Annotated in this window: 12 protein-coding genes and 2 pseudogenes; 6 read left to right on the top strand and 8 right to left on the bottom strand. The window is 62.1% G+C overall.

Translation table 11 applies throughout. From position 1 onward, the window contains the following. Window positions 1-2: 2 nt before the first annotated feature. The 8 genes and pseudogenes from ACYVD0_RS22510 to ACYVD0_RS22545 all read right to left on the bottom strand — a co-directional run bounded on the left by ACYVD0_RS22510 (window position 3) and on the right by ACYVD0_RS22545 (window position 8,319). On the bottom strand, window positions 3-134 hold the full coding sequence (locus ACYVD0_RS22510; protein ID WP_460428859.1) for a transposase: 132 nt from the start codon (window positions 132-134) through the stop codon (window positions 3-5). A gap of 100 nt (window positions 135-234) precedes the next feature. Next, window positions 235-342, bottom strand: a pseudogene (locus ACYVD0_RS22515) (IS110 family transposase); the annotation flags it as partial. 109 nt (window positions 343-451) lie between these two features. Next, a pseudogene (locus ACYVD0_RS22520) lies at window positions 452-839 on the bottom strand (bacteriocin). Between the two features lie 775 nt (window positions 840-1,614). Continuing rightward, window positions 1,615-4,035 (bottom strand): DNA gyrase subunit B, encoded by a 2,421-nt coding sequence (gyrB, locus tag ACYVD0_RS22525; RefSeq protein ID WP_460428860.1) that lies wholly within the window; start codon window positions 4,033-4,035, stop codon window positions 1,615-1,617. A gap of 5 nt (window positions 4,036-4,040) precedes the next feature. After that, window positions 4,041-5,141 (bottom strand): DNA replication/repair protein RecF, encoded by a 1,101-nt coding sequence (gene recF / locus ACYVD0_RS22530; RefSeq protein ID WP_460428861.1) that lies wholly within the window; start codon window positions 5,139-5,141, stop codon window positions 4,041-4,043. An 18-nt stretch (window positions 5,142-5,159) separates the two neighbouring features. Next, window positions 5,160-6,263 (bottom strand): DNA polymerase III subunit beta, encoded by a 1,104-nt coding sequence (gene dnaN / locus ACYVD0_RS22535; RefSeq protein ID WP_460428862.1) that lies wholly within the window; start codon window positions 6,261-6,263, stop codon window positions 5,160-5,162. 28 nt (window positions 6,264-6,291) lie between these two features. Then, window positions 6,292-7,722, bottom strand: coding sequence for a chromosomal replication initiator protein DnaA (gene dnaA / locus ACYVD0_RS22540; RefSeq protein WP_460428863.1), 1,431 nt, complete (start codon window positions 7,720-7,722; stop codon window positions 6,292-6,294). Between the two features lie 351 nt (window positions 7,723-8,073). Further along, window positions 8,074-8,319, bottom strand: coding sequence for a hypothetical protein (locus ACYVD0_RS22545; RefSeq protein WP_460428864.1), 246 nt, complete (start codon window positions 8,317-8,319; stop codon window positions 8,074-8,076). Between ACYVD0_RS22545 and rpmH the strand changes: the two genes are divergently transcribed. The 6 genes from rpmH to ACYVD0_RS22575 all read left to right on the top strand — a co-directional run. Continuing rightward, window positions 8,318-8,452 carry a 50S ribosomal protein L34 gene (rpmH, locus tag ACYVD0_RS22550; RefSeq protein WP_003458028.1) on the top strand — a complete coding sequence of 45 codons (135 nt, stop codon included), beginning with the start codon at window positions 8,318-8,320 and terminating at the stop codon, window positions 8,450-8,452. The two genes, ACYVD0_RS22545 and rpmH, sit on opposite strands and share 2 nt — an antisense overlap. A 14-nt stretch (window positions 8,453-8,466) precedes the next feature. Further along, window positions 8,467-8,865 (top strand): ribonuclease P protein component, encoded by a 399-nt coding sequence (rnpA, locus tag ACYVD0_RS22555; protein ID WP_460428865.1) that lies wholly within the window; start codon window positions 8,467-8,469, stop codon window positions 8,863-8,865. Next, window positions 8,858-9,103, top strand: coding sequence for a membrane protein insertion efficiency factor YidD (yidD, locus tag ACYVD0_RS22560; protein WP_460428866.1), 246 nt, complete (start codon window positions 8,858-8,860; stop codon window positions 9,101-9,103). The genes rnpA and yidD overlap by 8 nt, the downstream gene beginning before the upstream one ends. 2 nt (window positions 9,104-9,105) lie before the next feature. After that, window positions 9,106-10,779 (top strand): membrane protein insertase YidC, encoded by a 1,674-nt coding sequence (gene yidC / locus ACYVD0_RS22565; protein ID WP_460428867.1) that lies wholly within the window; start codon window positions 9,106-9,108, stop codon window positions 10,777-10,779. A gap of 64 nt (window positions 10,780-10,843) precedes the next feature. Further along, complete coding sequence (gene mnmE / locus ACYVD0_RS22570) at window positions 10,844-12,211, top strand: tRNA modification GTPase (protein ID WP_460428868.1); 1,368 nt, start codon at window positions 10,844-10,846, stop codon at window positions 12,209-12,211. 106 nt (window positions 12,212-12,317) lie between these two features. Beyond that, window positions 12,318-12,486, top strand: a 169-nt coding sequence (locus tag ACYVD0_RS22575; RefSeq protein ID WP_460428910.1) for a transposase, incomplete at its 3' end; no start/stop codon positions are given.

The following is a 12,486-nucleotide window of genomic DNA, read 5'->3' on the forward strand; positions in this document are numbered from 1 at the left end:
GTTCATATCCATTTATGGACAACATTGGTGTTGATGCCGTGGCTCAATGCCACGCTGGCGACGGAGGCGCCGGGTTGGCCACACTCCTGCACGACTTGAGCCTTGAAGGCCGTGGAATAGGAACGGCGCTGCATGATTTCCCCGCTTGAAAGCCTGAGAGGGTGTCCACGATGAATAGGTGGACACCCTCTCTTAGCCTGGCGGGTTCAAGCCAGACGGGATGCCCGGACGGTTACGGTGTGAAAGCTTCTTGCGAAAAACCGCTCGGCCGGATTTGTCCTGACCATGCAGGTAGAAGCTGTACTTGCCGAGGTCGATACCGACCAGTGCTACGTCGCTCATGGTGATGGTCTCCAAAATGAAACACCCTGCGAAAGCATGGCCCTCGCAGGGTGTAGGGGGTGACCATCTTTAGCCCGCGAACTACGGGCTTTTTGTGCGACTGATGCGATCAATCGTGTTTGTGCTTGTTGGAGCGACTATCACCGCCCTTATTTGCTGCCGATGGCAGCACCGGTCGCGCCGCCCAGACCCGCACCGATAGCGGAGCCGGCGCTGCCGCCGAGCGTGTTACCGAGCAGTGAGCCACCTGCGGCGCCGAGGCCGCCGCCCACAGCCGCTTTGGTTTTTTTGCCTTTCTTGGCAGTGGCCGCACCACCAGCCGCGCCACCCAAACCGGCGCCGACCGCTGCCCCAGTGCTGCCGCCGAGTTTCTGGCCGAGGACGTTACCCAAGGCACCGCCAACACCACCGCCGAGGGCAGCTTCAGTGCTGCTACCGGCCATAGCGCCTTGGGCGAACAGAAGACTCAGGGTCAAGACAGAAAGTGCTGTACGCATGTTGCGAACCTCAAAGAAAAAACACAGTGTATTATCGCAGGGCTTGGAATTTGACAAACGTTAAGTGCGCTCGGTTCCAGAATGACAAAACTCCGGAGACCTTTCGATCTGCCGGGGCTCTCTCAGGGAGGGAGTGGAAAATAACATTCCCTACCTCCATCCCTGTCGATGGTCACCCTAAACTGCAGTTGACGCCCAGAAAACGAGCGGAAAACCTTGCCACTCAAGGAACAGGATCTGGCTGTCGGCTCGGTCGGTATTGCTGATCTACAACGGGTGTAGCCTGTTCGTGCGCCTGGCCAATCCCGGAGCGAGGCTCGAAGCGATCACCAGTCGTCCCTGGCTGATGTCCTCGGTAGGCAGGCGAACCGAGCATGCCGGGCAAACCAGGGTCACGCTCAGTGCCCTGCACACCCGATTCGACAAGGCCCGCGAGGTGCTGATGCAGGTTTCCAGGCTGCTGAAGGCCTGGGTAGTCGAAGCTGCGGAGCAGTTGGAGGGCACCTCAGTCTGGGCCTTTGCTGTACGCATCTCAAGAGGGTACTCGCCGGCATTGCCCCATCGGCCCCTCCTCGGTTGGCAGCTTTGCCACACGACGGATAACTGCGGTTGTTAGGTTAATTCGGGAACCCCGCTTAAAAGAGTACAGCCAAAAGAAATCCCGATAGACCTATTGATCTACCGGGATTCTCAGACGAGAAGTCGACAATTAACTTTGGCCAAACCGCTTTAACTTCAACCGAAGTGGAAATTAACTTTTCCCTCTGCAATCCCCTTACACATCCAGATTCGCCACCGCCAAGGCGTTGCTCTCGATGAACTCGCGGCGCGGCTCCACCGAGTCGCCCATCAGGGTGTTGAAGATCTGGTCGGTGGCGATGGCGTCCTCGATGGTGACCCTGAGCATGCGCCGCACGTTGGGATCCATGGTAGTTTCCCACAGTTGCTCGGGGTTCATCTCGCCAAGGCCCTTGTAGCGCTGGATGCTGTGGCGCTTGGTGCTTTCCGCCATCAGCCAGGCGAGGGCCTCTTTGAAGCTGGACACCGGCTTGCGGCGTTCGCCACGCTGCACGTAGGCGCCGTCTTCCAGCAGGCTGTTCAGCTGCTCGCCGAGGGCAGTGACAGTGCGGTAGTCGTTACTGGCGAAGAAGTCGCGGTTGAAGGTGACGTAGCTGGACAGCCCATGAGCGACCATTTCCACCTCCGGCAGCCACAGGTGGCGCTCGCGATCCTCGCGCAGGCTGGCCCCATAAGTCAGGCCGGATTTCTCGGCAGCTTTCAGGCGGGCCTGGAACTGCTCCAGCCAGGACTGCATGGCCGACTGGTCGCTCAACTGTTCGAGACTGACGCGCGGCAGATAGACGAAGTGTTCGGTAATGTCCTGAGGATAGAGCCGTGACAGGCGGGCTAGGGTCTTCATTACCGTGCGGTAGTCGTTGACCAACTTTTCCAGCGCCGGCCCGGCGAGTCCAGGAGCGCTCTCGTTGACGTGCAGGCTGGCATCCTCAAGGGCCGACTGGGTCATGTATTCCTCCATGGCCTCGTCGTCCTTGATGTACTGCTCCTGCTTGCCCTTCTTCACCTTGTACAGTGGCGGCTGGGCAATATAGATGTAGCCGCGCTCGATCAGTTCAGGCATCTGACGGAAGAAGAAGGTCAGCAGCAAGGTACGGATGTGCGAGCCGTCGACATCAGCGTCGGTCATGATGATGATGTTGTGATAGCGCAGCTTGTCGATGTTGTATTCTTCGCGACCGATCCCGCAGCCCAGCGCGGTAATCAGGGTGCCGACCTCGGCGGAGGAGAGCATCTTGTCGAAGCGCGCCTTCTCGACGTTGAGGATCTTGCCCTTGAGCGGCAGGATCGCCTGAGTCCGGCGGTTACGGCCCTGCTTGGCGGAGCCGCCGGCGGAATCGCCCTCGACGATGTAAAGTTCAGAGAGGGCCGGGTCCTTCTCCTGGCAGTCGGCCAGCTTGCCGGGCAGGCCGGCGATGTCCAGCGCGCCCTTGCGGCGGGTCATTTCGCGGGCCTTGCGGGCGGCCTCACGGGCACGAGCGGCGTCGATCATCTTGCCGACCACCGCCTTGGCTTCGTTGGGGTTCTCCAGCAGGAAGTCGCCGAAGTACCTGCCCATCTCCTGTTCGACAGCGGTCTTCACCTCGCTGGAGACCAGCTTGTCCTTGGTCTGCGAGCTGAACTTGGGATCCGGCACCTTGACCGAAATGATCGCGGTCAGGCCTTCGCGGGCATCGTCGCCGGTGGTCACCACCTTGTGCTTCTTGGCCAGACCTTCCTGCTCGATATAGGCGTTCAGGTTGCGGGTCAGCGCCGAGCGAAAGCCGGCCAGGTGGGTGCCGCCGTCGCGCTGCGGAATGTTGTTGGTGAAGCAGAGGATATTCTCGTTGAAGCCATCGTTCCACTGCAGGGCAATTTCCACGCCGACGCCGTCTTCTTCGCGCTGCATGTTGAAGTGGAACACCTGGCTGACCGCATTCTTGTTGGTGTTCAGGTAATCGACGAAGGCTTTCAGCCCCCCTTCGTACTTGAACAGCTCCTCCTTGCCGCTGCGCTCGTCCTTGAGGACGATGCCGACTCCGGAGTTGAGGAAGGACAGCTCGCGCAGGCGCTTGGCGAGGATGTCCCAGCTGAAGTGGATGTTGTGGAAAGTTTCCGCCGAGGGCTTGAAGTGGATCTGCGTACCGGTGCCCTGGGTGTCGCCGACCGCGACTAGCGGGGCCTGTGGCACACCGTGCATGTAGGTCTGTTCCCACACCTTGTTGTCGCGGCGGATGGTCAGCACCAGCTGTTCGGAGAGTGCGTTGACCACCGAGACCCCCACGCCGTGCAGGCCGCCGGAAACCTTGTAGCTGTTGTCGTCGAACTTACCGCCGGCATGCAGCACGGTCATGATGACCTCAGCGGCGGAGACGCCTTCTTCCTTGTGCAGGTCGACCGGAATGCCCCGGCCATTGTCGCGCACGGTAATGGATTCGTCGGTGTGAATGGTGATGCTGATATCGTTGCAGTAGCCGGCCAGCGCCTCGTCGATCGAGTTGTCGACCACCTCGAACACCATGTGGTGCAGACCGGTGCCGTCGTCAGTGTCGCCGATGTACATGCCGGGGCGTTTGCGTACGGCATCCAGGCCCTTCAGGACTTTGATGCTGGACGAGTCGTACGTCTGGTTTTCGCTCATTACCTTCACTCCCGATCATGGGTCTGGGTGATACGGCCCTGTTCCACGTGGAACAAGGCAACTGGCGTATCCGTGCGCCAGCCTTCACGCAATGCTTCAAGATCTACGCAGGTGATGAATACCTGGCAGTGCAGTTCTTCGAGCAACCGGCAGAGGGCGCGGCGATGCTGCTCATCCAGTTCGGACGGCAGGTCGTCGACCAGATAGATGCACTGGCCGCGCCTGGCGCGGTCGACGAGATGCCCCTGGGCGATCTTCAGCGCACAGACCACCAGCTTCTGCTGACCACGCGACAGGAGGTCCGCAGCATTATGCGCTGCCAGGCGCAGACGCAGATCGGCCCGCTGGGGACCCGCCTGGGTATGGCCAAGCTGTTGATCGCGCAGGAGGGAAGCAGCAAGGATCTCACTGAGTGAGCGCTCCCTGTCCCAGCCGCGGTAGTAGCTCAGGGTCAGACCGTCCAGCTCTACCAGCTCGCGCAGAACGCTCTCGAAGACCGGTTTCAGCGCCTGAATGTAGTCGCGTCGATAACTGTCGATTTCCTCGCTCGCCAGACACAATTCCCGGTCCCAGGCGGCTTGCGAGACAGCGTCGATTCTACCATGACGGAGCCAGGAGTTCCGCTGGCGCAAGCCGGTCTGCAGGCGCTGCCAGGCCGGCAGAAAGCGAGGTTCCACGTGGAACACTCCCCAGTCGAGGAATTGGCGACGTACCTTGGGCGCGCCCTCGAGCAGGCGGAAACTATCCGGATTGATCAGTTGCAGCGGCAGGGCTTCAGCCAGCTGCGCGGCACTGCGCACGTTCTGCCCATCGATGCGGATCTGCAGTTCACCCAGTCGATTGCGGGCGACACCGAGATTGCGCACACGACCGTCGCTCCACTGCACCTGGCCGAATACCGTGCAGGTCGGCTGCTCGTGCTGAATCACCGGCAACAGCCGGGCGCTGCGGAAGGAGCGAGCCAGACCGAGCAGATGGATCGCTTCCAGTAGGCTGGTCTTGCCGCTGCCATTGGCGCCGTAGAGGATATTGATGCGAGACGAGGGAGAAAACGTCACCGGGTGCAGATTGCGCACCGCGGTGATGGTCACACGGCCTAGGGACATCGACGCAGGGCGGCTGGCTTACAGGCGCATCGGCATGACGACGTAGGCGGAGTCGTCGTTGTCGGCTTCCTGGAGCAGGGCGCTGCTGTTGGAGTCCGAGAGGGTCAGGCATACCCGTTCGGCGCTCATCACCCCCAGCACGTCGAGCAGGTAGCTGACGTTGAAACCGATCTCCAGGGCTTCGCCGCTGTAGTCCACCGCCACTTCCTCCTCGGCTTCCTCCTGTTCCGGGTTGTTGGCCTGGATCTTCAGGAGGCCGCTGGCCAGCTGCAGGCGAATACCGCGGTACTTCTCGTTGGAGAGGATAGCCGTGCGGCTGAAGGCCTCGCGCAGCAGTTGCCGGTCGCCGAGCACTCGCTTGTTGCCACCGCGCGGCAGCACGCGCTCGTAGTCGGGAAACTTACCGTCGACCAGCTTGGAGGTGAAGGTGAACTCGCCGGTGGTGGCACGGATGTGATGCTGGCCGAGGACGATGCTGATTTCTCCATCCTGATCGGTGAGCAGCCGCGCCAGTTCCAGGATGCCCTTGCGCGGCACGATAACCTGGTGACGGTCGGCATGCTCGATGCCAGCCTGCATGGAGCATAGCGCCAGGCGGTGACCATCGGTGGCGACCGCACGTAGCACACCGCCGTTCATTTCCAGCAGCATGCCGTTCAGGTAGTAGCGCACATCCTGCTGGGCCATGGCGAAGCTGGTGCGCTCGATCAGCCGGCGCAGCTTGCTCTGCATCAGGGAGAAGGTCAGCGAACCCAGGCCTTCCTCGGCGGTGGGAAAGTCGCTGGCCGGCAGGGTGGAAAGGGTGAAGCGGCTGCGCCCGGCCTTGATCAGGAGCTTCTGCTCGTCAAGGCGGATGTCAATCAGCGTGTCGTTCGGCAGGCTCTTGCAGATGTCCATCAGCTTGCGCGCCGGCACGGTGATCTCGCCGGGTTCGGCACTTTCCTCCAGGGGCACGCGGCCGACCAGTTCGACCTCCAGGTCGGTTCCGGTGAGCGACAGCTGCGGCCCCTCGACGACCAGCAGAACATTGGAGAGCACCGGCAGGGTCTGCCGGCGTTCGACGACGCCGGCGACCAATTGCAGTGGTTTCAGCAGGGCTTCGCGTTGAATGGTGAAATGCATGGTCAGTCCCCAATCGGTTGCGTCTGGCTCAAGTGGTCAGGGTCCGCAGCAGGTTCTTGTAGTCCTCGCGGATGTCCGCATCGGATTCCCGCAGTTCGGCAATCTTGCGGCAAGCATGGAGGACGGTGGTGTGATCGCGGCCGCCAAAGGAATCGCCGATTTCCGGCAAGCTGTGGTTGGTCAGCTCCTTGGACAGCGCCATGGCGACCTGCCGCGGGCGCGCCACCGAGCGCGAGCGACGCTTGGAGAGCAGATCGGCGATCTTGATCTTGTAGTACTCTGCGACAGTACGCTGGATGTTGTCGACACTGACCAGCTTGTCCTGTAGCGCCAGCAGATCCTTCAGCGATTCGCGGATCAGCTCGATGGTGATCGGATGATTGGTGAAGTGCGAGTGGGCGATGACCCGCTTCAGCGCACCTTCCAGTTCGCGCACATTGGAGCGGATGCGCTGGGCGATGAAGAAGGCGGCGTCATGAGGCAGTTCGACCTTGGTCTGCTCGGCCTTCTTCATCAGGATCGCCACCCGGGTTTCCAGCTCCGGCGGCTCCACGGCCACCGTCAGGCCCCAGCCGAAACGTGACTTCAGGCGTTCCTCGAGCCCCTCGATCTCCTTCGGGTAGCGGTCGCTGGTGAGGATCACCTGCTGGCCGCCCTCGAGCAGGGCGTTGAAGGTGTGGAAGAACTCCTCCTGGGAACGCTCCTTCTTGGCGAAGAACTGGATGTCATCGATCAGCAGGGCGTCGACGGAGCGGTAGAAGCGCTTGAATTCGTTAATCGCATTGAGCTGCAGCGCCTTCACCATGTCGGCGACGAAACGCTCCGAATGCAGGTAGACCACTTTGGCGTTGGGATTCTTTTTCAACAGGTGGTTGCCCACCGCGTGCATCAGGTGGGTCTTGCCCAGACCGACCCCGCCATAGAGGAACAGCGGGTTGTAACCGTGCTTGGGGTTGTCCGCCACCTGCCAGGCAGCGGCGCGCGCCAGCTGATTGGACTTACCCTCGACGAAATTCTCGAAAGTAAAGGCGCGGTTCAGATAGCTGGTGTGCTTGAGGGCACCCTCGACCTGCACCGAACGTTCGGTGCGCACCGTCGCAGGGTTCGCCACCGGCTGTATATCCACAGGGCGCGCGCTCGGGGTCTCGTCGACCACCACCGGCGCGGGCGCCGGTGCCAGCGAAGCCAGCTGCGCCGCGCGCGGGGTAGGGCTGCGCTTGCTGCCGATCAGCAGGGAAACGGAGGGAGTGATGTCCTCGCTGCGCTCGCCGAGCAGTTCGAGCAGCCGGCCGAGATACTTCTCGTTGACCCAGTCGAGGACGAAGCGATTGGGCGCATAGACACGCAGCTCGTCGTCTTCGGCTTCCACCTGCAGAGGACGAATCCACGTGTTGAATTGCTGGGCGGGCAGCTCGTCGCGCAGCAGCTCGACGCACTGCTGCCAAAGTTCCACGGACACGTATCTCCCCTTGCCGCCCGGACGGCAGGCCAAAAAACAGTCCGACATTGTAGCCGCCCGGCATAGGGTTATCCACATGGATTATGCGATGGCCGTTCGAAGAAGCGACTCACAGGATGGCGAGCGAGTCAAAAAGCTTTCCCAGAGGCCTGTTGATAACTATTCACGAACTCCGTGTACAATCTTGATTGAAAATCCATGGATAACTCGGCTGTGTATAAAGTGCCAATCTATGCTCAGCTTATCCGCCTGTATCGCACAGTCAAGCCACTTGGAGTCGACAGACTTGTACAACGCTGAAAAACAGGCGCTTCGAAGCCTTGGATAAGTTTTCCACAGATTGGACGAAGCCTAATCAATACAAGAAAAATCATCTTTCAAAGATTCTTTACTCTGATTTTTTCTGTGGAATTTTTTCCACACTTCTTTCCAGCAACCCCGAAAACGCCGGTCAACCGCACCCCCGGCAGATCCTGTTCTCTGCGGCTGCGTCGTTGGTTGGAAATTGACCTGTCCTGCGGCTTTCTCTAGAATTGCCGGTCTCTTTAAAACGGGGGCCACTTCCGGCCCGTTAGTGACCACCAGGTAGAGCATCATGAAACGCACTTTCCAACCCAGCACCCTCAAGCGCGCTCGCACCCACGGTTTCCGTGCCCGCATGGCTACCAAGAACGGCCGTCAAGTCCTGTCGCGGCGACGCGCCAAGGGCCGCAAGCGCCTGACCGTCTGATTCAGCCGGAACGGATGGTGAGTCGAGACTTCGGTCGGGAAAAGCGCCTGCTGATTCCCCGCCAATTCAAGGCCGTCTTCGACTCCCCGACCGCCAAGGTTCCGGGCAAGCACGTCCTGCTCCTCGCACGCCCCAACGATCTCGAACATCCCCGCCTGGGGCTGGTGATCGGCAAGAAGAGTGTCAAACTCTCCGTTGGTCGCAACCGACTGAAACGTCTGATACGCGACTCTTTCCGCCTGAACCAGGACAGCCTGGCCGGCTGGGATATCGTGGTGGTCGCACGCAAGGGCCTCGGCGAGCTGGAAAACGCCGAAGTGACACAGCAATTCGGCAAGCTCTGGAAACGACTCGCCCGCAGCCGGCCGCAGACGCAGACCGGTGCCGAGGCGACTGGAAACTCCCATGCGTAAACTGGCCCTCGCCACGATCCAGTTCTACCGCTACGCGATCAGTCCGCTGATGGCCAGCCATTGCCGTTTCCACCCCAGCTGTTCCTGCTATGCGCACGAAGCCATCGCCACCCATGGTCTGCTGCGCGGCGGCTGGCTGAGCCTGCGCCGTCTCGGGCGTTGCCATCCCTGGAATGCGGGTGGCTACGATCCCGTTCCTCCGATCAAAACCTCCCGACCCTCTTCGATGGCCGAGTAATCATGGATATCAAACGCTCGATCCTGCTCGTCGCCTTGGCAGTCGTGTCCTATCTGCTGGTTTTGCAGTGGAACCAGGATTACGGCCAGGCAGCACTACCGCCCCAGAATGCCGTCGCCCAAAGCGCCACTCCGGCCCTGCCGGAAGCCGTGCCTACCACCCCGTCAGCCAGCGCGGACGTCCCCACCGCTGGCAGCGAGAGCCGGACGCCGGACAGTGCGGCGACTTCTGCCAGCCCTGAACTGATCCAGGTCCGCACCGATGTGCTGGAAGTAGCCATCGATCCCCGCGGTGGCGACGTCGTCCAGCTCAAGCTGCCCAAGTTTCCGCGCCGCCAGGACCACCCGGAGATTCCCTTCCAGCTGTTCGATAACGGTAGCGAACGCCTCTATCTGGCGCAGAGCGGTCTGACTGGCGCCAGTGGCCCGGATGCCCGCGCCAGCGGCCGCCCGTTGTACGTCAGCGAGCAGCGCAGCTACCAGCTGGCCGACGGGCAGGACAACCTGGTGGTCGAGCTGAAATTCAGCGAGGCCGGCGTCGACTACACCAAGCGCTTCACGTTCAAGCGCGGGGCATACGACCTTGAAGTCCGCCACCTGATTGCCAACCACAGCGAGCAGCCCTGGACCGGCAACCTGTTCGCCCAGCTCAAGCGCGATGCCAGCGCCGACCCGTCCTCGACCACCGCGACCGGTACCGCCACCTATCTGGGCGCCGCCCTGTGGACTGCCGACGAGCCGTACAAGAAGGTGTCCATGGGCGACATGGACGACAAGAGCCTGCGCGAAACCGTGCAGGGCGGCTGGATCGCCTGGTTGCAGCACTACTTCGTGACTGCCTGGGTGCCGAACAAGGACGACAGCAACCTTGTCACCACCCGCAAGGACAGCCAGGGCAACTACATCATCGGCTTCACCGGCCCGGTGCTGAACGTTCCGGCTGGCGCCAGTGGCGAAACCGTCACTCACCTCTATGCCGGTCCGAAGGACCAGGACAAGCTGGAGGCCCTCTCGCCCGGCCTGGAACTGACCGTCGATTATGGTTTCCTGTGGTTCATCGCCCAGCCGATCTTCTGGCTGCTCGGGCTCATCCACAGCCTGCTGGGCAACTGGGGCTGGTCGATCATCGTCCTCACCATCATCATCAAGCTGGCCTTCTTCCCGCTCTCGGCGGCCAGCTACCGTTCGATGGGGCGCATGCGCGCGGTCGCGCCCAAGCTTCAGGCGCTGAAGGAGCAGTACGGCGAGGATCGCCAGAAGCTGTCCCAGGCGATGATGGAGCTGTACAAGAAGGAGAAGATCAACCCGCTCGGCGGCTGCCTGCCGATCCTGGTGCAGATGCCGGTGTTCCTTGCCCTCTACTGGGTGCTGCTGGAAAGCGTGGAGATGCGCCAGGCGCCCTGGCTGGGCTGGATCACCGACCTGTCGGTCAAGGATCCCTTCTTCATCCTGCCGATCATCATGGGCGCGACCATGTTCTTCCAGCAGACGCTCAACCCGACACCGCCGGATCCCATGCAGGCCAGGGTGATGAAGCTGATGCCGATCATCTTCACCTTCTTCTTCCTCTGGTTCCCGGCCGGTCTGGTGCTGTACTGGGTAGTCAACAACGTCCTCTCCATCGGCCAGCAGTGGTACATTACCCGGCAGATTGAGAAGGCCGCACAGCCGGCCTGATCCTCTCCACTGCCAGAGACCCGGACGCCCCCACAGTGGGGCGTCTTGCTATCCGGAGTCCGCCATGCACAGTGCACGCGAAACCATCGCCGCCATCGCCACCGCCCAGGGCCGCGGCGGGGTCGGCATCGTGCGGGTTTCCGGCCCGCTGGCCGAGGCGGTCGCCGTGGGCATCTGCGAGCGTCCGCTCAAGCCGCGACATGCCCACTACGGCGCCTTCCGCGACGGCAATGGCCAAGTGCTGGACCAGGGAATCGCACTGTTCTTCCCCGGCCCGAACTCCTTCACTGGCGAGGATGTGCTCGAACTGCAGGGGCATGGTGGCCCGCTGGTGCTCGACCTGCTGCTGCACCGCTGCCTGGAGCTGGGCGCGCGCATGGCCCGGCCGGGCGAGTTCAGCGAGCAGGCCTTCCTCAACGACAAGCTGGACTTGGCCCAGGCCGAGGCCATCGCCGATCTGATCGAGGCCAGCTCGGCGCAGGCGGCGCGCAATGCGCTGCGCTCGCTGCAGGGCGAGTTTTCGCGCCGGGTGCATGCGCTCACCGAGCGGCTGATCGAGCTGCGTCTCTACGTCGAGGCCGCCATTGACTTTCCCGAGGAGGAGATCGACTTCCTCGCCGATGGCCGCGTACTCGAGCTGCTCGAGGGCCTGCGCGCCGACTTGTCCGCAGTGCTGCGCGGGGCGGCCCAGGGCGCTCTCTTGCGCGACGGCATGACAGTGGCTATTGCCGGCCGGCCGAACGCTGGCAAATCCAGTCTGCTCAACGCCCTGGCCGGACGCGAAGCGGCCATCGTCACCGACATCGCCGGTACCACCCGGGACCTGCTGCGCGAACATATCCACATCGATGGCATGCCGCTGCACGTGGTGGATACCGCCGGGCTCAGGAAAACCGCTGACCAGGTCGAGCGGATCGGCGTCGAGCGCGCCCTTCAGGCCATCGGCGAGGCCGACCGGGTGCTCCTGGTGGTGGATGCCAGCGCTCCGGAGGCAGCCGATCCTTTTGCCCTCTGGCCGGAATTTTTCGACCTGCATCCGGAGCCGGCCAAGGTCACCCTGATCCGCAACAAGGTCGATCTGTCCGGCGAGCCGGTCGTCCAGGAGCAGGGCAGCGATGGGCATGTCATCCTCGGCCTGTCGGCCCGCACCGGCGAAGGCCTGGATCTGCTGCGCGAGCATCTCAAGGCCTGCATGGGCTTCGAGCAGACCGTCGAGAGCAGCTTCAGCGCTCGCCGCCGGCATCTGGAAGCCCTGCGCCAGGCCGCTGCCTCCCTTGACCACGGTCACGCCCAGCTCATCGGCTGCGGCGCTGGCGAACTGCTCGCCGAAGACCTGCGCCAGGCCCAGCAAGCGCTGGGTGAAATCACCGGCGCCTTCACCTCGGACGACCTGCTCGGACGAATCTTCTCGAGCTTCTGCATCGGCAAATAGCCGGACGGCTCCTAGGGGGTGTTGACGTTTCGAGCCAGAGGGGTCGATGAGGACGGGAAAACCTGCAAAATCAAGGTTCCCACACCGCTCCCTCCGCAGGCTGGCAATGCCCCGATCGATGCTCACTGACGAACTCTGGTCGAAGCTGGAAAAGGTTCTGCTTCAGCAAGCCATTCACCACAAGCCGGATCTGCGCATGACGGTCGAGGGGATGCTCTACCGGATGCGCGCAGGCTGCCCCTGGAGAGACCTGCCCAGCGCCTTCGGGCGCTGGA

It is taken from the genome of Azotobacter armeniacus (assembly GCF_054779355.1).

Excerpts from the sequence above, each read along its gene's own strand:
- ACYVD0_RS22510 (WP_460428859.1), bottom strand. The coding sequence starts at position 134 with ATGCAGCGCCGTTCCTATTCCACGGCCTTCAAGGCTCAAGTCGTGCAG.
- gyrB (WP_460428860.1), bottom strand. The coding sequence starts at position 4,035 with ATGAGCGAAAACCAGACGTACGACTCGTCCAGCATCAAAGTCCTGAAG.
- recF (WP_460428861.1), bottom strand. The coding sequence starts at position 5,141 with ATGTCCCTAGGCCGTGTGACCATCACCGCGGTGCGCAATCTGCACCCG.
- dnaN (WP_460428862.1), bottom strand. The coding sequence starts at position 6,263 with ATGCATTTCACCATTCAACGCGAAGCCCTGCTGAAACCACTGCAATTG.
- rpmH (WP_003458028.1), top strand. The coding sequence starts at position 8,318 with ATGAAACGCACTTTCCAACCCAGCACCCTCAAGCGCGCTCGCACCCAC.
- ACYVD0_RS22545 (WP_460428864.1), bottom strand. The coding sequence starts at position 8,319 with ATGATGCTCTACCTGGTGGTCACTAACGGGCCGGAAGTGGCCCCCGTT.
- rnpA (WP_460428865.1), top strand. The coding sequence starts at position 8,467 with ATGGTGAGTCGAGACTTCGGTCGGGAAAAGCGCCTGCTGATTCCCCGC.
- yidD (WP_460428866.1), top strand. The coding sequence starts at position 8,858 with ATGCGTAAACTGGCCCTCGCCACGATCCAGTTCTACCGCTACGCGATC.
- yidC (WP_460428867.1), top strand. The coding sequence starts at position 9,106 with ATGGATATCAAACGCTCGATCCTGCTCGTCGCCTTGGCAGTCGTGTCC.
- mnmE (WP_460428868.1), top strand. The coding sequence starts at position 10,844 with ATGCACAGTGCACGCGAAACCATCGCCGCCATCGCCACCGCCCAGGGC.